Source organism: Runella aurantiaca (assembly GCF_003339505.1).
GTDB classification, from domain to species: Bacteria; Bacteroidota; Bacteroidia; order Cytophagales; family Spirosomataceae; genus Runella; species Runella aurantiaca.
In genome coordinates, this window is record NZ_QPIW01000005.1 from 65,740 (window position 1) to 88,769 (window position 23,030).

General features: G+C 46.5%; 20 protein-coding genes. All 20 read right to left on the reverse strand.

All coding sequences use genetic code 11. The annotated features are described in order from the left end of the window. On the reverse strand, nucleotides 1–1,842 hold the full coding sequence (locus tag DVG78_RS08530) for a type VI secretion system Vgr family protein (RefSeq protein WP_114460682.1): 1,842 nt from the start codon (nucleotides 1,840–1,842) through the stop codon (nucleotides 1–3). 113 nt (nucleotides 1,843–1,955) lie between these two features. Further along, nucleotides 1,956–2,348, reverse strand: a complete 393-nt coding sequence (tssD, locus tag DVG78_RS08535) for a type VI secretion system tube protein TssD (RefSeq protein WP_114065184.1) — start codon at nucleotides 2,346–2,348, stop codon at nucleotides 1,956–1,958. Nucleotides 2,349–2,436: 88 nt separating this feature from the next. Continuing rightward, nucleotides 2,437–2,820 carry a YrhB domain-containing protein gene (locus tag DVG78_RS08540; RefSeq protein ID WP_147277024.1) on the reverse strand — a complete coding sequence of 128 codons (384 nt, stop codon included), beginning with the start codon at nucleotides 2,818–2,820 and terminating at the stop codon, nucleotides 2,437–2,439. A gap of 22 nt (nucleotides 2,821–2,842) precedes the next feature. Further along, nucleotides 2,843–3,604, reverse strand: coding sequence for a PAAR domain-containing contractile injection system baseplate protein (locus tag DVG78_RS30540; RefSeq protein WP_114460684.1), 762 nt, complete (start codon nucleotides 3,602–3,604; stop codon nucleotides 2,843–2,845). 55 nt (nucleotides 3,605–3,659) lie between these two features. Beyond that, nucleotides 3,660–5,018: a phage tail sheath C-terminal domain-containing protein gene (locus DVG78_RS08550; protein WP_114460685.1), complete on the reverse strand. Its 1,359-nt coding sequence runs from the start codon at nucleotides 5,016–5,018 to the stop codon at nucleotides 3,660–3,662. An 82-nt stretch (nucleotides 5,019–5,100) separates the two neighbouring features. Next, nucleotides 5,101–5,556 carry a hypothetical protein gene (locus tag DVG78_RS08555; protein ID WP_114460686.1) on the reverse strand — a complete coding sequence of 152 codons (456 nt, stop codon included), beginning with the start codon at nucleotides 5,554–5,556 and terminating at the stop codon, nucleotides 5,101–5,103. Nucleotides 5,557–5,678: 122 nt separating this feature from the next. Beyond that, nucleotides 5,679–6,119 (reverse strand): hypothetical protein, encoded by a 441-nt coding sequence (locus DVG78_RS08560; RefSeq protein WP_147277025.1) that lies wholly within the window; start codon nucleotides 6,117–6,119, stop codon nucleotides 5,679–5,681. 152 nt (nucleotides 6,120–6,271) lie between these two features. Continuing rightward, nucleotides 6,272–6,757: a papain-like cysteine protease family protein gene (locus DVG78_RS08565; RefSeq protein ID WP_114460688.1), complete on the reverse strand. Its 486-nt coding sequence runs from the start codon at nucleotides 6,755–6,757 to the stop codon at nucleotides 6,272–6,274. A 96-nt stretch (nucleotides 6,758–6,853) separates the two neighbouring features. After that, complete coding sequence (locus DVG78_RS08570) at nucleotides 6,854–7,606, reverse strand: hypothetical protein (RefSeq protein WP_114460689.1); 753 nt, start codon at nucleotides 7,604–7,606, stop codon at nucleotides 6,854–6,856. A gap of 26 nt (nucleotides 7,607–7,632) precedes the next feature. Continuing rightward, on the reverse strand, nucleotides 7,633–10,140 hold the full coding sequence (locus tag DVG78_RS08575; protein WP_114460827.1) for an ATP-dependent Clp protease ATP-binding subunit: 2,508 nt from the start codon (nucleotides 10,138–10,140) through the stop codon (nucleotides 7,633–7,635). Nucleotides 10,141–10,247: 107 nt separating this feature from the next. Then, a complete protein-coding gene (locus tag DVG78_RS08580; RefSeq protein WP_147277026.1) occupies nucleotides 10,248–11,057 on the reverse strand; it encodes a hypothetical protein in 810 nt (269 codons plus the stop codon). Nucleotides 11,058–11,201: 144 nt separating this feature from the next. Continuing rightward, nucleotides 11,202–12,014 (reverse strand): hypothetical protein, encoded by an 813-nt coding sequence (locus DVG78_RS08585; RefSeq protein WP_114460691.1) that lies wholly within the window; start codon nucleotides 12,012–12,014, stop codon nucleotides 11,202–11,204. Between the two features lie 64 nt (nucleotides 12,015–12,078). Further along, nucleotides 12,079–12,738 (reverse strand): hypothetical protein, encoded by a 660-nt coding sequence (locus DVG78_RS08590; RefSeq protein ID WP_147277027.1) that lies wholly within the window; start codon nucleotides 12,736–12,738, stop codon nucleotides 12,079–12,081. A 6-nt stretch (nucleotides 12,739–12,744) separates the two neighbouring features. Beyond that, the gene (locus DVG78_RS08595) at nucleotides 12,745–15,153 is read right to left on the reverse strand and encodes a tetratricopeptide repeat protein (RefSeq protein ID WP_114460693.1); all 2,409 of its coding nucleotides are present in this window, start codon (nucleotides 15,151–15,153) and stop codon (nucleotides 12,745–12,747) included. 1 nt (nucleotide 15,154) lies between these two features. After that, nucleotides 15,155–16,504 carry an OmpP1/FadL family transporter gene (locus DVG78_RS08600; RefSeq protein WP_147277028.1) on the reverse strand — a complete coding sequence of 450 codons (1,350 nt, stop codon included), beginning with the start codon at nucleotides 16,502–16,504 and terminating at the stop codon, nucleotides 15,155–15,157. Between the two features lie 33 nt (nucleotides 16,505–16,537). After that, nucleotides 16,538–17,008, reverse strand: coding sequence for a hypothetical protein (locus DVG78_RS08605; protein WP_147277029.1), 471 nt, complete (start codon nucleotides 17,006–17,008; stop codon nucleotides 16,538–16,540). 8 nt (nucleotides 17,009–17,016) lie between these two features. Beyond that, on the reverse strand, nucleotides 17,017–20,115 hold the full coding sequence (locus tag DVG78_RS08610) for a T9SS type A sorting domain-containing protein (protein WP_114460696.1): 3,099 nt from the start codon (nucleotides 20,113–20,115) through the stop codon (nucleotides 17,017–17,019). Nucleotides 20,116–20,188: 73 nt separating this feature from the next. After that, entirely contained in the window at nucleotides 20,189–21,439 is a 1,251-nt protein-coding gene (locus DVG78_RS08615) for a PP2C family protein-serine/threonine phosphatase (protein ID WP_114460697.1), read from the reverse strand. Nucleotides 21,440–21,487: 48 nt separating this feature from the next. After that, entirely contained in the window at nucleotides 21,488–22,120 is a 633-nt protein-coding gene (locus tag DVG78_RS08620) for an FHA domain-containing protein (protein WP_158549992.1), read from the reverse strand. A 151-nt stretch (nucleotides 22,121–22,271) separates the two neighbouring features. After that, nucleotides 22,272–23,018, reverse strand: coding sequence for a hypothetical protein (locus tag DVG78_RS08625; protein WP_114460699.1), 747 nt, complete (start codon nucleotides 23,016–23,018; stop codon nucleotides 22,272–22,274). Nucleotides 23,019–23,030 lie beyond the last annotated feature (12 nt).

The following is a 23,030-nucleotide window of genomic DNA, read 5'->3' on the forward strand; positions in this document are numbered from 1 at the left end:
TCAATTGATTTGAATAATGCCTGCTTTCATGGTCGCCATGGGGCCACCTTTAAGCTCCAATTGTGCTCCAGCTTCTACTTTGGCATTGGCTGTTGCCTTGATATTTACGTTCATTCCTTCAATATCCACATCCGTGTCAGATTTTAGTTTATAGCTCTTGGCTTGGATATCAATCTTGTCTTTTGACGTACCCTTGATATTGTCTTCTCCGTGTAACACCAAATCTTCCGACGCTTTGATATTAATTTTTGAAGCATTGAGATTGATACTACCCGCACTAATATTCACCGAACCTTTACTTTTGATATTTATGTGAGATCCGCCATCGAGTGATAGTTCAATCTCATTTTTATTTTCTTTGTTAAAAATTTTAATGTTTTCCTTCCCGTCGCTATCGTCAATAATAATGTGATTACCCCCCCGGGTAATGATTCCCTTGATGTGATTATCTGCTTTAAATAATTCATCACCGGGCATTCGAGTGCCTCCATCGTTGGCGTACAAACTTCCGCTTACATAAGGGAGGTCAGGATTGCCAAACTCAAAGTCCACCATTACCATATCGCTAACCTCGGGGATGAAATATCCTTTTGAACGACCAGTCATCATGCTCGCTACTCGAAGAAACGGCGTTGTTTCACCCTGCGGTTGCCATCCAAACTGGACTTTTATCCGTCCCAATTTCAACGGATCATTCGTATCCCTCACCTGCGCGATGTGTGGCCGAGCTACCGGTGTCACAATTCGATAATCAACGGGCGGAAAAGTACTATCCTGCGGAACCGCCTCAAAATTAGCCTGATATACGCCACGGGCATCGACAAAATGATTCAATCGGGTCACCACAAACGTGCCGTAATCAATGGTATCTGTACGTATTCCATCTATAAACACTGGCTCAGTGATGTTCACCAAGCCACCTATTTTCATCTCCATTTCGGGACTGCGTCCCGTAAACACGGCCAATTTATTGGCCTGCTCACTTCTCTTGAGTTTCACCGCCGTTTTAAGACTACTTTCACTGACATGGTCAGTGAAGTTGATATTCATCAAATCGTCGGCAAAAACTTCTTTGGAGCGGTCAAATGTCATTTGGGAAAAAGAGCTGAGCCCTTCTACCTGTTCACTTGTCGAATCTGCTTTAAATAAATCAAACGCCTCATAATTAAAATAGGAAGCCTTAAAATTGAGGGGTGTTACCCGCAATCCGTATTCCATATCAAACAGATTGGTGCCGTGGGTCAAGGCTACCGTGGGGGAGGTTTCTCGGATATTTTTACCAAAAATCAACGATCGTCCGTCATAAAACATCCATTCGCCAAACTCTTCAGCCAAGCGTTGCAAAAAATGGAAGTTATCTTCTTCATACTGCGTCACGTAAGGAATAGGCGTACTGTTGGCTGGAGCCATACTTGAGGCGAAGGGAAAAGGAGAAAGTACCTGTGTAACAATATCCATCAGCGATTTATCAGTAAAACTGCGCGTTGTCACACCCGCCGCTAATTGGATGGTGGGGCTTAACCCCGAAATCAGATAAGTACTCGATTGGCTTTGCCCCTTAACCAACCGAATCGACGTGACGATTCCCGAAAAAATCTGCGTTTGTTCAGTTACACCTAACCGACCCTGACGCAGGGTGATGGCCGCCGTTTTTCCCACAAATTTTTCTGCCAGTTCTTTCAATTTTATAAATCGATTGGCGAGCATATCTGGCGATACGCTGATTTCGAAATCGTGGTGACTTTCAAACCGTTGACCAATCCGCAGGTGATTGACGCGCCGAATGGTTTCACCGTTGATGGTGATTTCAGTGCTGGCAGTAAAAGTGTTGGTGAGAGCCATGATGTAACGTGTAACTTGCTAAAAATAAAAAGTGTCAATCTATCAAAAACGCAGTTGTGCCACATTAGCGAGGGTTTATTTCGCAAAATGCGGCACAACCAAAGGCTTAGAGGCTACTCTCTTTTCAATTTCAATTTTTGCCCATTGACGTCCAAGTCCCGTGAGCAGATGGTAAAAGTTTGGGTTCCTGTGCCCGCTCCTGCCAAGTTAAAGGTTTCGCTGAAGTTGACCACCGAGGCATCATTAAACTTGATCGTGCGTAGTTCTTCGCCTTTTTGGTTCACAAATTTAATTTCGCCGTCGATGTCGTCTTTGTGTTGGAGGGTCATCAATTCAATGATTTTCGCGTTTGCGTTTCGCGTTTCGATGGTTACGTCGATGTTGCCGCCAAATACTTCTGAAGTAGTTTCGTTGGTATGAGGATTTACGTGTTGGTGAAACGAGTATGAACAATGTAGTACTTCGAATTCAGTGCCGTCGATTTTGATGGTTGCCTTGTGTGCCATGGTTGTAAGCGTTTTGAGGTTAAAATGTTTATGAGTGAAAAATAAATGATTGAATTCCTACTTGATTGGTTAATGTTGTTGAATCTCCTTAATACTTTGGCTGAAACTTCTTCTCAAATTCTCTCAAAAAGGTTTCCAGAGGCACGGAGGAAGGTGTTTCGGTGGCTAGTCCTGTTTGGTATTCTACAATAATAGCGGGCGTGCCAGGCCGAGTATCATTTGGATTACGGGTTTCAATGTATTTTTCAGTAGTGAAAATAAAGATCCATCCGTAGGGTTTTGTGATGGTTTTTTCTTCCCACAGTACTATATCTTTTGCGGGAGAAAATGTAGCCATTTTTTCGAGTGCAATCGTCCGTGCTTGATAGTAGTCAACCATTTTATTTTTGGATAATTTTTGTTGTTTTTTTTGCCCAACACAATACGTTTGACAAACTGCAATGAGCATCAGATACAACCAATATCGTTTCATCCTAAGGTTCCATTTAGTTGAGTTATGGCACTGGACTCGCGGCATAAGTAGTAGTTCCGTTGGGATTGTATCGGGCATTGGCTACGGCTGGGTCGGTAATAAAACCTCGGTCTTGCCCTGGGCCCCAATTTTGTCCTTCCATCACTCCCGTCTGGCCGTTAACGTTTGCTACAACTACTATGTGTGAATTTCCATTTCCATAATCAATGCCAACAACTTGCATTGTACCTGGTCCGCCAGCTTGTACTTGGTTGAAGACAGTGTTCAGGTTGGTGGGGTTGTTAAAGTTAATATTAACCCCTAAACGACTATTAATTTCTGAGAACGATCCATCTCCTCCCGCAGGGGCGGCGCCCCCCGTACCAGTACGTATCATACTAATAACTTGGTCGATGATATGCCCACAATTGACGACGGAATTGGAGTTGTTAATAAAGCCCAAGATAAAACCAATATTAGCAGGAGTTAAAGTAGAAACATCTAAATCGCCTACCAGTACTGTAAAATTACCTAACACTACACTTCCGCCGTGGGCCGTAGTGTCACCTATTCTGGCCGAGGGATTGCCACCAATGAACACCCCCAAAGAGCCTAACACAATACTGTCAGGTGGCCCAGTACATACACACATATTTCCAAAAGTAGCTGCAAACTTTCCCCCAATCAAAACCGTCGGCGCGCCAGGAGGTAAAATTGGTCCTCCTACGTGAGGAACAGGCGGTGTACCAGGCGTTACCATCGGACAAATATGCATATCACCTACAGCAGCAGCGGGCTTTCCCATCTTTGTGTCTTTTAATGGGTGTCACTCTTTTTACGGAGTGACACCTTCTGAAGTTTTACGGTTTCAATTCCGAATCCCAATCGCCTTTGGTGCCGGTCATGTTGATAGCAAATACTTTGGCGGGAAAGAAGGGCTTCAAATCCATGTTCACAATCACGTGGGTAGGCTTCTGTGGATGGCGCTTTACTTCCAGATTGCGGTAGTCTTCGATGATTTTGCCCGGTCCGCGAATTTCGGCCAAGAACTTCGAAATCTGCTTTTTGATGTCTTCCAACATCTTATTATCGATGTTCTCAAACGTGCGACGGTTCAGGAAATCTTGCATGATTTTGCCAATCCAGTCAAACACACGTACCACACTGTACGTTTGTAAGCCGACGTTGTCGCCGTCAAAGAGGGTTTTGGCCGACTGCGGCACCACGCGTCCCCACTCATAAATCAGCGGAATCAAGCCTCTGTTTTCCAATTGTGCCACTTCGTTTTTACGCATCGTGAAGCGCGTTCCGCTGGCCATTTTGAGTTTACCGTTGGCCAATCCCGCCGATGGCTGGGCAATATTTCCGCCCCAAAGTAAGCCAGCCAAGGCCATCGAAGGAGGTACAAAAAGGTGATCTTCTTCGCCGATGTCAGTATTGGCTTCGCGGCCCACCACCCAGTTGCAAGGCATCATTACATGCGATTTGTACGCATCCGAGCCAGTCAATTTATCTTTGTCGAAGGCAGCTTCCACATCTTCAGCACTGTCTAAGTGGCGATAATCGGTAATCATCATCGTTTTGTTTTGGTGGGCAAGTTCAGCCCATTTGTCCACGATGATATTTTTCTTCAACCAGCCCGGTATCACCACCAAGGAATAATTATTTGTTAAATCAAAACGGTCGTAGTTGTCACGCAATTCTTTGGCTAGTTGCTCAAAAATTCCTGTTGGATTACTAAAACCATCTACATCAGTGGTCATGTCGTTGCCTGCATCAAAAAGCACCAAATTTTTAACCTTTTCTTCGGCGGTATTTTCAAAAAACAACGCCAACGAACGATAAGAGCGCTCCAGTTCCTCCGTCTGGCTGAGGCAATTGAGTAGGTTAGCCTTAAGGGTTTCGCTGGCCGAGGACGCTTTTTGTTCGGCATCGGCAATCATATCCGCTACATTATCGTGTGCTGACAGCAAATCAGCCACGGCCTGAAGGCGTTTTTTGAGTTTTTTGCGATCAGCTTTGTTGTCTTCTTCCTCCAAAAACATCGCTTTACGCGCCTTTTTGGTTGGGTCCATATTTTCTGTGCCGTCCACGATGGTTTTAATAAACTCAAAACCACCATATTTTGACAATTGAGGGACTATTTGAGTCAACGGACGGGGCGCAGCCTTCTCTTTGAAAAGTTCTTTTGATTGAGGTAGTTGTTCTTCTTGTGCCATAGCGGGTTTCAGTTGCAAAAGTTCGTCATTCAGTTAGGGGTGTAACCACAGAGAAACATAGGTCACATAGTTAAAGTGTTTTTTAATCCTCGTCAATTGCGTCTAATTCGGCAATCATGGCGGTGAGGGCTTCTAAAAATGCAGCTTTGCCAGCTGGGTCAGCCAACAATTTTTGGAACACTTTGTTGGTCATCAGGCGTTTGATGAGCGTTTGGTAGTCGTCTTCCTTGCCCTTCAGTTCTTGCAAGAAGCCGCTTTGCTCAATCATTCCCTTTACCGTAAAGGCGCTCACACTCGTAAAACTAAGGGTTTCATTCACTTCCGCTCCCTCTTCAGTTGTATGACTTACTTCGACCTGAGGCTGAAAATGGTCGAACGCATCTTGCAATTTTTGGATACCTTCTACGGGAGCTTGACTCATAGAATCAGCCGTAAACTTGCTGATAATGGCCGTTTTGTTGTCGTGGAGGAGTTTGATTGCTTCGCTGGTACCTTCGTCGATTACGACGCCGCCCAACTGGGGTTTTTCGATTGCCATGGTTAAGGTTTATTAGTAGGTTATGCTTTAGTAACGTTACAAAGGTAAATATTGATTTTCAAGGATTTTATCGTGAAACTACGTGATTTTAAAATCGGGTAGTTCTACGTAATACACCGTTTCTACGTTCTTGGTATGGGGCGATAAAACCACCATCTGCCACTTACCGAGATTCCGTCGCCGCTCTGAAAATACAATGTATTTTGTTGAACCCGGCGCGACCCGTTGACATTGCACTCAAAGACATCAATCACGCCGTCGGCCCAAACTGCTTCTACAATTGCCGAATGGTGCGGGCGCGTTTGATAAGCCCCGTCAGACTCCGAATAGCGATAGTTTCGCATCTGAATAATATCTCCCGGGGCCAGATTGGCTAGGGTCGTGGGCGTTCCCCACACGTAATCGGCATTGGCAGTGACACCGCTTGCTCCCATGATACTGTTGGATGTGCGCGCTCCCGACTCCCGCAATGTTGTTTCGACCATAGTCCAACATTCCCCGTTCCCAATTTGTGTTCCCACCCGAGTTGTTATCCAAGCAACGATTGTTTGATTGACCGGCATGACTGTGTCGTTTAGCGTTTTTTTTATTTATTTTAATACTGAACAAAGTTACCGGTTCACTCTCAAGGATTTTATAGTGAAAACACCTGTTTTAAAAATTGCGTATTCCTACGCGTTGCCGAGTAGTTAAGCATTTTTGTCCAACGTTCTTTTTACGGGCAATGCAAAAACACGGTTTGCACACTATTGGCGGTATCTCTCGAATCTACCGCATTGCCAACATACCATGTATCCAAACTTCTCCAGCCAATACTGCCTTTATTGACCGGAGAAGGGTCGTAGATTAATACGTTTCCTGCTTTAATGCCCGCAATAACCACAATATGGCTTATGCCATTGACCCACAACGGCCCGTATTGAAACAACCAGTTTTCAATCGCATCTTCGGTAGGCGACAATGGCGGAACAGCCACCAAGCCCAGTCGCTTGGCCATCGAAATAATCTGCGGATTCTGAATCCCACTATCCAATGCGTAGATAGATTTACTTCCCGCATCTTCGCTTGGGTCAAGAATTCCCATTTCAGACATTTGGTACATTTCTCTCCGCCAGTTAATCAGCATTTGAGCACTGGCATACCAACAAGACATTCCTTTGTCCTGCGGTATTAATTTCATATTTGGGACAGTATAAGCCATGGTATTAATCAGGATTAATGAATGGTCTTAGTCGTTATTTTCTTCATCGTATAATCGTCTATCATTCAGCGATAAACTGCGATTCCAAGCCAGTCGTCACCACGTACCTCCGAGCGTTAATTTCGCTTCATTTGAGGTGGCTGAAAACCTAAGGTTTGCATCCCGTCCAATCCTCGTTTCAAACGAGCCCCATATTTTAGCTTCGTCTCCCAAACCAGATACAGTTGCCCGAAGTCCAGTTGCTTCACCGATATAAAGCTGTACGCCCACCTCCGCCCTTGAAAGCAAATTCAAGGTAGCCTTACTGAGTTTTGGAAGCACTGGGCCGTGCGTTGCTAAACCTTCCAAAATGCTTTCTTCATCCAAAGAATCCGTAAGGCCTACGTACAGGCCCAGAAATGAATTCCGTCCAAGGTGCAGCGTTGGGAAATAACTCGGTATCAAATCCCAATTCAAGTGGCCTTCCATTCCTTTGAAATAGTACACTCCCAGCCCTGCTACAATGCCGTGCGTATCAATATGTATATCACAATCCTGCTCGTCAATCTCAATGTGTATCGACCTTGCCCTTCCTATTTGTCGAAAGCCCACTCCATGCGTAGCGAGCTGCATAAACCAACCTAAAACCGTGCTGGTACTGTCTAAATTAAACTCCTGACTTCCCAATAAAGCATTTGTAAGCCCATCTGGGTTTTTGCACTGGAACTTAAAACCGATATGCGTACCTATTTTATACTCTGAATTGGGTTTAACTTTAATACCAAATTGTTCAAGATCAATATTAATCGGGCTTATGCGCATCATCGTTTTAATTTCGCTCACAATCTGCGCTCTTTCTTCTTCGTTCATGGGCTATTAAAATTAGTTACCGACCTTTATTCAGCTTCTTTCACCCACTCAAACTCACCATTTTCGCTCAACTTCAGCGTTACTGAGCTTCCCTTGCTGATTTCTCCCGAAACAATCATCCGCGACAGCGGTCGACGAATGCGGTTACGAATCACCCCCCGAATCGGACGCGCTCCGTATTTGGGCGTAAAGCCCTCCAACGCCAACGCCTTACGCGCTTCGTCATCAATCTCCAGCGTAATACCCTGTTTTTCCAGCAATACCACCAACGGCTTGAGCTGGATATTAAAGATGTTGATTACTGCATTCTCCGTAATCGGACTGAAAGGAATGATTTCCGTCAATCGCCCCAAAAACTCGGGACGGAAGTGCTTGGTCATCAAGTCCAACACGTCGTTAGAAGCAGGAATTTTACCCTTCCCAAACTGCTCCACTATCCAATCCGCACCAATGTTGGATGTAAACAGAATAATGGCATTGCTGAAATCCCCCTCCCGCCCCAGACGGTCGTGCAGCGTACCTTCGTCCAGAATCTGCAAAAACAGGTCAAAAACCGACGGGTGCGCTTTTTCGATTTCGTCAAACAACACAATCGCAAAAGGCTGTTGTTTGATTTTGGTCACCAACAATCCGCCCTCTTCGTAGCCCACGTAGCCCGGAGGCGCACCGTACAGCACCGCCGCCGAATGCTCTTCCTTAAACTCCGACATATCGAAACGAATCAGGGCTTTTTCGTCGTTGAACAGAAAATCTGCCATCGTTTTGGCCAGCTCCGTTTTACCTGTACCCGTGGGGCCTGAGAAGAAAAATGAACCAATCGGCTGCCCCGGACGGCTCAGCCCCGAGCGGTTTTCCAGAATGGCATCCGAAATCACTTTGATGGCGTGGTCTTGTCCCACCACCCGTTTTTTGAGGTGTTCGTCCAATTGCAGCAGTTTTTCTCGCTCTTTGGACTGAAGTTTACCCAGCGGAATTCCCGTTTTGTGCGCCACTACGGCCGCCACATCGTGTTTTTCCACCGTCTCTTTTTTCTGACCACCCAAAGTTTCTAGTTTTATCAACAACTCCGTCAGGTAATCCGCCACGGCTTCCGGCAATTCCATTTGGGCAAGTTCCGTTTCTTCTTCCAACTGCCCCAACAAAATCGGACTGAGTCGGTGCTGCAACTGGCGTTCAAACCAGCGCAGTTCTTGGGTATATAATATCGGGTCGCCGCTCCCATGCGACTCGCGCAGACTGGAAAGCTCGGTACGCAAAAAATCTATCTCGCGCTGCGTGGTCTCGGACATAAGTTTCATGGCCGCCATCGTGCGGTCGATGAGGTCAATGGCGGCATCGGGCAGGCGACGGTCTTTGATGTAGCGCCGGGCCAGCCGAACGGTTTCGGTGATGGTTCCTTCGCCGACTTTGATTTGGTGATGGTCTTCAAAAAGCGAAACGACTTTGCCCACCATGCGGCCCGCGGTGGTTTCGTCGGGTTCTTCGACTTTGACGAGTTCGAAGCGACGGCTGAAGGCTTCGTCGGGTTCCATGAATTTACGAAACTCGTCGAGCGTTGTGGCGCCAATGACGGTCAATTCTCCGCGCGCCAGTTCGGGTTTGAGCAAATTGACCAGTCCCATGGCCCCGCTTTGGGGGTCCATCAGTACGTGGATTTCGTCAATAAAGAGCAAGGCCCGTTCGTGCTGTTTGACTTCGGCAATGATATTTTTGAGACGGTCTTCGATTTCTCCTTTGTAAGAAGCGCCTGCAATGAGCGCGCCCATATCGAGCTGAAAGAGTGCGGCTTTTTGGAGATGCCCTGGCACTTGCTCCGCCACAATCAACTGGGCCAATCCTTCGACCAAGGCGGTTTTGCCCACGCCCGGCTCACCCACAATGATAACATTGGGCTTGGTACGTCGGCCTAGGATTTCGACCATCATGCGGGTTTCTTTGTCGCGACCGATGATGGGGTCGAGTTTGCCCTCGCGGGCAATGGCCGTTTTGTCAACACAGTATTTCAACAAGGCCTGCGCGGTGGCGTTGCCGCCCACCGAGGTAGGGGTGCCTTTGGCAGGAGATGAGCCGTTTTGTGGGTTAACCGCACTTTGAACACCCGCCGAAGCCATGAATTTTTCCAAAAGCTCGGTTTCTGTGAGCGGAAAGGATTTCAGTTGGTCTTTTTGAAAGCCCACTCCAGGGCGCGCAATCGCGGCCAAAACGGCCAAAGGCGTCACCTCCTCCTCCCCCAATTTCATCCGGATAACATCCGAAACTTCAAACACCGCTTGCACCTGCGCGTCTCCACGGATAGAATCACCCAGCCGCGCCGACTTAGGATATTTTTCGATTCGAATATCAGCCCAATCACGCAGATAATGAATATCTACATCCCAGATGGCTAAGACGCTGGATAAACCTACATCGTTGTGCAATAGCCCTTTCAGCAAATGTCCAGGCGAAAACGTAGCGTGCTGGTTTTCTTTCGCTACCGACTGGGCAATCTGAACGGCTTGCTTGAGGTCATTACTGAAAGTTAGTGTCGAGAGCATAGAGTAGAGATTGGAAATGCTATAATCAAACTTAGGCAAAGAGCCCATGAATAGCAAGAAGTATTGAGTAAACGGTAAAGGGTAATGAGAGAGTAGGGATTTTTACGCTATCGTCGTCTTGTTTGGTATCGAGTTCGCCATCCAGCGGTTAGCATCCTGCTAAATGCTGGTGTGTTTCGAATCCCTTCTAAGGCTTCCGCAGAAGCTGCTAATTCAGTGGTTTTGGAGCTCCAATAGCTGACCAAATTTGGGTTGACAGCGCCGTAACAAATCATGTACATATACACATCGCACAAACCTTCATCGCGACCTCCGCTACGAGAGTGGCCTCCAGAAGTACTTTCTTGAATCAACCCATCTCTGACACTCGTTTCAAAACGGCGATAGTTAATTTCTCCATGGTGGGTCATTACGTGCCCAATTTCATGAATAAGGGTGGGAGAAAATCCATTATCATGAAAACTCCACAAAGCACCATACGTAATAATGATTCCTCTGGATTCATCCAAAGCGGCAGTGTCGGCATAATCTCTACTAGGATTTACCCCTCCTGTAAAACGCATACTACTGTTTAGACCAGCATAATCATTGAGAATGATTCCCAAAGGTTTTCGTTGTACAAACAATTCTAAATGAGAAGGAGGAATCTCTTCCAAAGTTGCCTCTAATAGCCTAAAATGGTGAGTAGTACCACGATATACGTTAATTCTTATGCCTTCATGGACGGTAATTATCCCATCTTGAAGCATATAGGGCATTCTTTGAACAGGAAAGTCACGTCTTCCAATGCGTACACTTTCCCATGAGCTTGTTCCGTCTGGCCCTACAAGCAAATCTCTCAACGCGGCTCTTTCGTGGCCATATCCTGCACCTACCCTAACATCTATTTCAACAGGTTCAGTCGTGTATTCAATCATAGTTCAACCTCTTTTTTATTTCACTGGTTGCTTCGCTGTCTAAGCCAAGAAGTCTCATAGTGATGATGTCAAATTTCAATCGGCTTTGTTGCTTTTTGAATAGCGTTGTAGTCTACAATCCGAAACTTACTTAATGGTAAAGAATTACCGATTCTGAAACATCAATTTACTTGACGGCTCCTCTTTTACTTCCATTAAGTCGCTGATGAGCCAGCCAGTATTGCCTTTTTCACGCGTAAAATCCTCTAATTTCATCACCCAACCTTTAATTCCAGTCAAAAAAACGGTGACCCGTTCGCATTCATTAAATTTAATAAGACGACTATCGACGGCAAAAATAAAAGCGCTCAGCGCGTCGAATCGAAAGGTAGAATCGGTGTAACTCCGCAACGGGATACCCGCGTGCAGTTCATTCGACAAACTCAGAAAATTGGTTTCGTGGGCATTGGGAACAATTCCGCGCCCTTCAATTTTCTGCTCCAATTGCTCTAAAAAAGGATCTGACGCGCCCTGCAACACCCATTGATGCCGGTCGTTGAAGACCTTACGACGAAACAATAAATCGGCGAGGCTCTGGGTCCCGAAATAGTCTACATTGCACGAAGTAATGCAATAGATTTGCTCGTCAAACTTATTCAAAAACAGCGAATTACGCTCATCACAAACCAATTGAAGAAACCGAATGAGTTTTTCACGGTCGGGCCCTTTTTGCCACTTGGTATCTTCAGAATTTACAAGTTGTTCCAAATAAGCCACTCGAATGCGCGCAGTCTTGAGGGAGTCGGGAGCTTTTTGACCGTTTGGAAGGCGTGCTGCGTTGAATCGGTCAAAAAAATCATCCAATTGCTTTACTTCTTGAACGGTAGATTCGGGGGTTTTTATCCGTTTTACAGCCGTTTGCGCCCACGTCAAACACGCGGTTGCTGCCAGTAAAATAAAGACAAAAAAACAACGCATGGGCAGTAACGTATAAAGTACAAACTCCCTTACTTTTTATAACCATGCCAGCAAAATCCCTCCTTTAATTGATGGGCTTTCCGGGCGTTTTGGTTTCGGTCACTTTGATATTCCCGAATTTTATAATCCAGCGATTTTGCTTATAAAAATCCTCATCCATCAGATTTTGCAGCGACACATCCACATCTTTGGTGGTTTTGTCCTGATACATGATGTTCCCTTTTTCGTCTTTCCCCTTAAATTCCTGCGAAAAAGTGGCCGTGGTGTAATAGCCCCCGTCAGCACCCTTACGGTAATCGCCCACGTAGGTCGCATCATAAAAAGTAATCTCTACCTGTGGATATTGCAGGGCCTTCAATCGCCTGAAATAATCTCCGACGCTGCGCGAAATCACCGATGAGCCCTTTTTGCCCGACGACACCTGCACCACCGAGCCGGGTTGAAACAATTTTATGGCCTCTTTGATGGCTTTGTCCCGGTTCTCATCCGACTGTTTTTTATCCGAAATGATTTGGATGTACTCCTGCAAACGCAGAATTTGCTGTTCGGTACGTTTCTTAAACTCCCCGTCCAATTCTTCCCGGGTCGGCTCTTTGATTTCGCCCTCATAGGCAGGAACTGACCCATTGTTCACATTTCGATTGGGCAGAGGTTGCTGGGCACGGGCCAACCCACCGACCAACAGCCACCCCACTAGCATCCTAATAAAATATTTACATTTCATTGGTTATCATTTAGTTGCAATGCCCAACAACTCGGGATTGATGATTGCTTCCGCCTCGCCTACTGATTCGTAGGTTCTAAAATTCCGCACATTGATTTTGAGTTTCAGGCCTGCTGTTCCCAATTCATAGGTGCCTTCCATCAAAAACTCTTCGTTGGGAACCGCCTTTAGCGGGTCCCAGTCTTCAGCATTAATCCATTTTATTTTTTTGAGTGCCAACGATGTCGTCAACTCGTTTTCTATCTTATAAGTGTATATTTCTTCACTTTTACCATCCTTTTTCATAAAATGCTCTGCCACCAAGCGCTTGGTGGTGGGCGGCAGTTTGCTTTTTAGATTTTCAACCAATCCATTCAAGGTAGATGATAGTGACATCAGCTCGTTTTTCTCATTCGCCTCTTTTTTCTCCCATTCATCAGCCGTCGGAAAAACGGCGATAGTTGTGGGTATTTTCACCTTTTCTACGCCTTTCACCGACAATTGTCGACTGTCCCATTTGCCGTTTGACTGTCGGTAGCGGTCAAAGACAATTTTAATTTGAAGTAGATTTTCCTGCGTTACCGTAACCCCAAAAAAATCCTTGCTTTTGGATTTTCCAGTAAAGGTTTTTGAGACGTAAACATCAACGTAAGGAACGCCTTTGTCTGAAAACAAAATGGGAGAAAATCGTGCATCATCCGACTGAAAATCAACCTGATAACTATCATACCACAAAAATAAATTATTAAGGTAACTCTCCGCTTCGTAAGCCTCAGGAAATTTACCCGCCAGAATTAGCTCACTCGGAACAATGTCATTGCCGATGCTTACTTTATCACCTTTTTTGAAGCAAAGCCTAACTAACTCTTTTTGGAAATTACTTTTGGTCTCAATGTCTTCGTCGGCTGAACCCATCGAACGGAGGTTAAAGTAAAAATTGTTTTCTAAAAACTCCCCAATCTTAACGGTCAGGTTATGAGATTCCTCCGCGCTCGGTATGGAGACCTTGGACTTTGTTGGCACCAAAACGGGCACTTCTACGTCCATTTTATCCAACAATTTGCCTTGGGGGTTTTCCAAACGTAGGGTAAACTTAGCTAAATTTCCCTTCAACAATTTGGGTGAAACGCTCAGCTTGGCCTCATCTCCCACCGTTTTATTGGATTCTAACGGAGCAACTTTCTTGGAGGCGGGCACCAATAAACCTACGTTGGTTGGCGCTTGAACTACCTTCACAATCAAATCCTTGGAAGGCTCATCCGACTCATTCACGACGGCATATTTCAGCGTCGGTTGCGAAAGCCGAGTAATAAACCCTTCACGGATGCCTTCCCATTGGGTCATTGTTTTGTCGAAATGAACCAATGGAGTCACGGGTTCTTGGACCGGCACGGCTATTTTTTCGCTAAAAGTATACGTGCCACTTCCTTCTTGTACGGTTACACCCACGGTAGCAGTGGCGGCGACAAAACTAGATGGGATAAAAAACTCACAAGGAATTGTCGCGGTTTCTCCCGCCAGAATCGTGGTTAATCCGTTGGTGCTAGTCGTTATAGGCTGTTCATTTAAAGTGAGCGTAATACGCGGTTTTGTCAACGTTCCTCGGCCTTCATTTTTGAGCATAAGTTTGACGGCCTTTAACCTGCGGCCTTTTTCCAGCACCAATTTAGCATCATTGGCCGCAACCAACCCGACCAGTTTCATCAGCGGCGCTGGCGGACTGAGCGTACCGAAACTAACGGGTAGTTCATCCCACACCGTACCCGATTCGCTTTCTAAAGTCAAAGTCAGGGCTACTTTGCCGTCGGTCAGCAATTGATTGGTTCTAATCGTTATTTGCACCAATCGACTGCCGCCTCCCCGTACATCTCCCACCGCCACCAAGGGCTCAAATTCAACGCCTTTGACGGGTGTTGCGGCCGCAATTCTTATCTTTCCGTTATCAAATCGTCCTTCTCCTTCATTCCGAACGGGGATTTTGAAGGTCAAACTTCCGCCACCTTCTACCGATTCAGCGTTTTTCTCAAGTTTTTCTTTCTCAAACAATGGTTTTGGTTGCGGAATGGTCGCCATTTGGTGGTTTGACATCCATGCGGGGTCCAATTTTTGAAGAAACTCCAATGCTCGGTCGGTAGGCTCATCACGGTACGATTTTTCCAAAAGTTGCTTGGCTTCTTCTTTTTTTCCCTGCATAAAATAAATAATACCCAACTCCCGATTAGGAAAGTAAGCCGCAACGCCGTTGCGCGTGGCAATGCTTTTTTTATCAATTCCAGAACCTTGCAACGCCGCCTTTAAATATTCGATGGCTTCGGGCCAATTTTTGGATTGGCTCAGGCTTTCTCCTTTTTTGTAATACGTCACGAAGCTTTGCCCTTTTGCCTCAGAAACGGCAAAAATCAGCAGCAATCCAAAAAGAAGTTTCCGTAATTTCATGTCAAAAAATATCTTCTACCAGATGGACTACCAAATCCACCGAAAAAGCGCTTTGGGTCGTTTGATTGGTCACTCCTGCCGTGGTTTGCGGATATTTCATTTGTTGAAAGCCCGCGTGAATTTTGAAACGATCAAAAAAGAGCGTCGCTCCCGCGCTGAATCCCTTGGCCTTACTGCTCGACCCGTCTTCGTTTAGCTGGGTTTGGATGCGGTAGCCACCCATTACTCGAAATTCTACTTTTTCGGCATTAACGAGCAAAAACTCTAAGCCACTGCGTAATTGATAATGGTTTTCGTTGCTAATCACGGGCGGGCGCGGCGTCTGAATGACCAACGGCAACCCCCGATTCGGGTCCAGGCTATTGTATTGATTGTACTCATAAAAAGTCTGGGAAATGGCTTGATTTTTATAGGGCAGCCATTCGGCATCGGCGGCAAGCATCAGCAATGGAAAAAAGGGAACGCGGTACGAAAGACCCATCCCAACCGTAAAAGGCATTTTATATTTTTGTTCGTAACTGCGCAACTCGGTCGCATCCAGCGACGCATCGGTGACGGTACCGCTGTAAGTAAAATTATTGCGGAGATTGAAAGGAGTCGTTACGCGGAGGCCTACGCGCAGCGGAACGTTTGCTTCATAAAAATCGGCCAAAAACCCCGTCACAAAATTCACCCCGCTGATGTCATACGTCCCTTCTCCCGTTCGATTTACATTCAAGGTACGCTCTCCTGAGGTATAATTCAGTTTATTCCCCATCCCAAACCAGTAGTTGGCAGTCACGCCGATTCCAACATAACGGCTAAGTTGATAAGCCGCGCTTAGCGACGCGTTGCTGATGGTCAGGTTGTTTTTGATGCTTTCGGTAGCCGAAGCCACCGTGCGGTCAATGGTATATTTATTGGCATCAGTCACACTTTGGTAAGCCACCCCGAGTACAATATTACGGTCCAAATCGCCAATCCGATAATGCCTTTCTCCCTTTAGCCGGGACGCGGAAAACGGCATTACGGCCCCGATGAAGGTCGGGCCAAAATTGGACGTGGTAGAAAATCGGGTTGCATCAATGGGTACTTGAAGCGTGGTATTCCTGCCCGAACACAACAGATGCGGACCAATGCCTTCGGCCAATTCGTCATCATAATTAAGCATGGCAATGCCCGCTGGATTCCAATACATCGCGGTAGCATCGTCAGCTACCCCGATGAAGGCCCCTCCCATCGCCATTGCCCGACTTCCTGGTCCAGTAGCGTTTAGATTCAGATTTTGGGCCATACCCACATACGACAAAAACAACAACAGCCCTGAACAGAGTTGTTTTTTACCGATGCGTCGTATTACTGTAAAGACCATTTTTTTGTACAGAGTAGCGTTGTATTCAATCAATTACTTGGGGATTAAGGTATATTCATTCACGGTATTTCCCGTTTTGTCACTGACATACAATCGATTGATTTTCAGCTCAGTGTCTGATATTTTATCAATAAAAAACTGAATACCTTCTTTGGCACAATCCACGCCTTCGCTACAAGTAGGCTCAGGACTCAGTTCAAACAGTACGAGACGGACATTTTGGTCAACGCGCCATTTTCCCGTAAAATCAAAACGGTCGCCTCCCTGCCCGATGTCGGTAAACTGTAAGGCATTTTGATTACTCAAATCCAGCAAAAATCCGTCGTAATTAAACAGATTGCCAGCTTGTCCTCGCTCGTAAACTTTGGTTCGTCCGCCACCACCCTGCGGAATATGAACCGCTTGCTTCATAATCCAGGCGCGGTCCATTTGGGTGCTAACATCCTTTTTTTTGCACCCCAAAACGCCAATCATTAGCGCAAAAATCAATCCTTGTATCTTCATGGTTTGCATCATTCTTTCCTGATTTTAAAGGTGTGCCGAGTTTCGGTCCGAATCACTTCCACTACATAAAATCCCGAAGGAAGGCTACTTATATCCCAATCGTGTTGTAAGTTACGGAAAGTAACCTTTTTTACCACACTTCCTTTCAAGTCAAACATTCGCACCTCCGTTGTCACATTTGTGGGCAAATTATCCCGAAGCTGAATCGTCAGTTTGTGGGCCACTGGGTTGGGGAAAACCGTCACTGCTGGGCGACCAAGACTGTCTTCTTCTATGGCAACTACACGTTTGAGGGCTATGCGGGCGCTTCGCACACCGCTCAACGTACCCACCCCGCAAGCACCCGTTACTCCCTGAAAAGTGAAGGTCGTTTCATTTTCAATCCGAAAACTCAGGGTCGTATCGCCAGCATTGCGGACTGTTCGGCTTCCGCCGCTGAAATTAAGTGTGAAAGGGCCACTTCCCTGCACCCGAACCCGCACGTTAAGGTTATCGCCCGCTTTTCTGAACACCACCGAAGTATCGCCACGCGGACTAAGCATCTGAGCAGAAGCCCGTTGCAACACCGTTAGCGCGCCACTTTGTGCCTTTACGGCATCCGATACTTCTACCTGTAATCGATAATCAGCCCCCGCAGGAGTAGCATCAGGTATTCGTACCGACAAAGGACTCGCGGCTCCGCTGCCTAAACTGCCACCGATTTTTTGTCCAGTGCTATTGGTCAGAAAAACGTTGAAAGTGGCTACGCCATTACTGGGTTGTTTTACAAAACTCACGCTGACGTTTGCACTGGGACACACAACTCCAGGGTTTGCGGATACAGTTGTTATGCCCGTTACGGGTTGATTAGAAACCGTAATCATTAACTCATTTTTTGCCTCACAACCATTGGCCTTTACCGTAACAACGTAGTTTCCGCTCATACCGACGGCCGCGTTGGCGATGGTTGGATTTTGCAGGGTAGACATAAATCCATTAGGGCCCGTCCACGCATAGGTATATCCCGTTCCGGAAGGCGCTTTCAATTGGATGGTTTCCCCCGATACGTAGCTGGTACGATTGGTCGCATCAACAGCGTTGGGGATTTGATTGATTGAGAGTTGAATACTGTCTTTGGCGGTTCCGCAGGAGCTCGTACCCGTGACGATGTAATACCCCGGAATCGTGGAAGTCAACATCGGAGACTGGGAGGAATTTGTATAACCAGCGGGGCCTTTCCAACTGTACATCGTAAATCCATTAGACGAAGTAAGGGTTACGGGTGCGCCGCTGCAAACAGACAAAGATTTGAGGCCGTTGGCGGTAGCAGTAATAACTGGCGTGGAAGTGACTGTAAATACATCACTATTCTCTAGACTGTTGGCTACTGGCATACTGCTTTTTACCCGAATTCGATAGCGCCCATTGGGTAGCCCCGTAGGTAAAACAATGGAAATGGGACTGGCAGTAACTCCAGGAAAGTTGGTCAATACCACGGAGTTACCCGCCTCGTTAAGAATATCGGCGGTAAATACATTGCCCGCGGTAAAAGTACCCGTTGTGGTAAAACTTATCCGCAATGTATCTTTTACGCACAAAGAGCCACGATTTAAGCTCGGTTTTGAAATGGTTACTGACAGGGGTGGATTGCCGTTGGCGTCCAACACCTGAGCGTAAATATCAGCCGTACAAGTACTATTTCTGTTTCGTTCATCTCGCCATAAAAAAAACAGCGCATTGCTGTTCAGCACCGAAAGACGGCCACCCGATTTGTTTCCAGAGGCGTTGCTTACGATTTTGCCGTTGTCGCCCCACTCCCGAACGCCTTCACTTGAGTTGTTATCAAACCTGATTACTTGTCCGTAAAGTTCTCCGTTATCTCGGTTTTCGCCCACAAATAAGTATTTCTCAGGACTGTCGGCAATTTTAATTCCTTCAAAAGTGGGGTCGCCGCCGTGATTTCGTAAGGTAATGGGGGTTTCAGCGCTGGTTGCGGTGTTTCCCATATAACGACGCACGATTTGGCGATTATTTCGGGTATTGATAAACGCTACGTTTAAACTAAATTGCCCGCTATTCCCGACCATTTTCGACCCTCCAATTTGATCACCAACACCGATGTCGGTGGTTCCTAATGCAGCGCCCGACGCTGGGTTAAAACGGTGTGCTTTAATCACTTTCCCCACCCCTGAGCCAGACACTGAATAGACACAAATGGGGTTGCTATCATCAAAACTTGGCTGAACACCCATATTTTGGGGGTCAGGCAAACTGCCAAGGTACTGCGCATTTCCGCCCCATTCTTTAGAAATGGTGGTACCATTTAGGGCGTACTTATATTTCCTTACCGCCACGGTTGAATTTCTATCAATAAACGATACGAAAATACGTTCCCCCTGCGCATAAACCCGTGGGCTGTTTTGGTCACCACCGTCGCCTTCAATAAAATACGCCGTGGGAGCGATTCGGTTGGAGGCATCCAAAATGGCAATTCGCAAATCTGTTAAGGTAACGAGACTCCCCCCTCCGCCCCGATTTAGGTCGGCGGGGTTGTTTTTTTGCGCCCATGTTATCGCTACTTTGCTTCCTCCATCTCGGATAAAATGGGCATCAAACGAAACACCCGGCGCCGTCGTACCATAATTATATCCTAGATTTAATCCCCGATTTTCATTGCTATTATTAGGGATTTTGGTGGTGCCGTCGTTAAAGGAAATGATTTGATACTGCAAATACGTGGTTAATCCTCCTTGAATTACGAGGGTAGTATTGAGATTATAAATCGCAAAAACGTCGTCTGAGCCAGTGGCTTTCAGCAATTTCATCCCCGAAAAACCTTCTTTCGTACAATCAGCAAACGTATAGCGAAACAATTCTTTTTTGGCAAACGCAACGGTGCCATCCGCCCGGTAGCGTTGCGCAAACATGATGGACGCATTGCCAATGCTTTCGGCCCACGTCACTAACACACTGCCATCATCTCCCACCACTGCACCGTACGCAAATGTGTGCATGGCCCCCGCGCTTACGCGGGTGTTTTGGCTCAGATTGCTATTCCACTGTGCCCAACCACTAATTGCGATTCCCATCAAAAAAAGCAAAAGCCATCCTCTGATTATCTTTATCATATTTTTTGCATCAATAACTCATCTGCTTCTGTTTTTTCAAAACCCAAAATCACGATTTTTTCTACTTTCTAGATTATCTTCCTGGTGTTTTTTTTGCGCTGGCTGCCGTATCTTTTTTACTCTTCCCAAAGGCCGTTTCGTTCGGAGTAACACCCCCAAACGGCACCGCCGCTGAATCTAACGCCGCTGCCTTTTTAAGGGCTTTTATCTTGGCGGATAAATGGGGTGGCACTTTTACCACTGGAAAAGCGGTCAAAGGTGCCGATTGGGATTCACTCGCAATAGACGTATCCACGGAACTAAGCGTATCGATTTCTTGTGTAACTACGGGCAAAACAGCTTCCGAGACCGTTAATTTTGGTTTATTTTTATTAAGAAAAAAGATGCTGAATGAAACAATACTTATCAAAACCAAGGCCCCTAAATACCAAAGTCCTCGGTTGCTTTTGGGCGTTTCGGGCGGCGAAACTGGGGCAGCGGTATCGGGCGCTACTGGCTTGAATTTCATGGTATTATCGGCATTCTGGGCCATTGCCTGCATGGGCTCAATCCACTCTTTTGCGGCATCAGCAAGTTCGTTGTTGGCTACCTGAATTAAATACCCAGAATAATTATCCCGCGTGTTGCCATCGCAAAGATTAAGAATCAGTTGAAGTTTGCGGGGATTGGTTTCCTCACTTCCCAAAATTTGAGAAAGTGCGTCATCGTTTACATTTTCTAGTACCCCGTCAGTACACTGAAAAAAGTAATCTCCCGGCAGGACATCGGTCAACGAATGGATTTCGATTTTGGTGTCTCGGTGTGACCCCTGAATAGCCCGCATGATTACATTCCGCTCGGGGTGATTTTGGGCTTGCTCGGCAGAAATCAATCCTGATTTTAGTAGGAAATTGACTTTGGAATGGTCCTCACTTTTATAAATAATCGTCCCGTTTCTGATTTGATAAATACGGCTGTCGCCAATGTGTCCGACGTGTACAGCATCTTCCCCGAAAGCGACCAGCGTAAAGGTCGTCGCCATTCCTTTGAGTAGGTGCTGAACGGCCAACATCTCATCAAACTTTTGTTGAACATGCCCAAGTGCTTCACCGATAACCTCTTCCGAAAAATCGGAAGCCGTATGGGCATTGAGATAATCTGAAAAACCTGACACGGCAATGTGACTGGCCAATTCTCCCTTTTGGGCACCTCCTACCCCATCACAAACAATAAAAAAGCGGTTTTGAGGCGTGGCCATTCCAACTTCAGGATACACCGAATCCTCGTTGTTTTCGCGCTGTCCTTGAAATGTAAAGCCCAAAGGCGGGTAGATACTATACGGCATCGTATAACCGGCTAAATAAGTAAAATCAATAGATTAAGCGCCTAATTATCACCAAATGATGGTTTGGGAATAGTCCGTTCCCTGCACGTTTCGGGCGGCATCTCTTGCATTGCTTGCCGCCTTGGTCGTCTGCAAAACCACTTTGGTTCTTCCCATTTGAATGGTATCGTTGTCTTCCAGATAAATCAAATCTTCGGGTTCCAATTTTATCTTACGCATCGGGTCTTTGGCTCCCATCACAAACGTTCCGTTTCGACTTCCTGCTTCGGCAATCAGGTACTGAAACTGACCGAATTTATCACGGGTCACTTCAATGACCGCGTGCCGCCGACTCATCATGACGTCGTTTGTTTCAATCAGTATGTCTGCCGTTGGCAATGAGCTTTTGCGCCCAACAACGTTGGGACCAATGCGTAAAGGATGCGTTTGAGCAGCGGCGTTTTCGTCATGAACCACCAAAAATCCGACGGTACCCGTTTGTTGAAAAATATCATTTTGCGCTTTGTTGTCGTCGGCAGAGGGTTGGGCAAACAAAGGATTGCTCCCTCCCGCCGACTTTGTAACGTGCTGGAAACCCGTTGGAGGCGACAGCGGCGGCATAAATTCGTTGGTTGGTGGCGCGGGAGGCATTCCCGCTTCTTGCGTCACGACAAAAATGCACTTTTCGGGTCTTTGTTGCACACAGTTAAGCTTGGCCGGGCTACCGGGCAAGAGCTTGACTGGCGATTGTCCTTTTTTGGTGTGCTGACACTCCTTGCAACGAAAAACGTACTCAAACATAAGGAACCTATCAATAGATAAAACCTAATTTTCCCAAAGGAGGGACCCACTTCTAGGTGTTCGTAAATAAATCATCCAGCGAATCTAAGTGATAACTATCGGGAGGGTTCAACAACCCAGCGGCGGGTTCTAGATGCCCCGCAGAATGGTCGTGGTGCGGCAATGGAGGATGTTCCAGATTTGCCACCTCCACATGACCTTCATGCCCCAAAAATGTATCTTCGGGCAGTTCACTTTCTACGTAGGGTTTTACCAAAGATACATAATCCTCTTTATTTTCGGGCGTCATGCCCGTCCATTCTTCCGCAGTATAGGTGTTATACCACTGCCCATGCCATTCAAAAATCCCTCCTGGCCCCACTTGAGCCCTGGCCGTATCAAATGCTTCTTTAAAAGGCACATCCTGCTTTACTTCTGCTACCTCCAGTATGGGCGCAGCCTGTCCCGTCGGCTCCGCAGCAGGTGGGGTAAGAGGCGGCACGACATACGCCGTTTCAGATGTTTTTTCAGTTACCGCTGCATTGATAATCTCCGTCGTAATTCCACTCGATGTATCCATCACCTCGGCTACTTCAGAAGGTTCTTGATTCATTGCCCACCATGACACAAAGGCAATATTGCCCACCATGACAATGCCCGCCCCCGCCATTTCGGTCGGTGTCATTTTATCGGGGCTGAATATTCTGGGTAACTCACGTGCTGGCGAAGCCCCCGCCTGAGGTTGTGGTTGCGGCTTGGGTTGTTGCGGTTGGGCCTCTTCTTTCTTGTGAAAACCCAACATTCCAGTTTCATCCAACATAACTGTAATTTT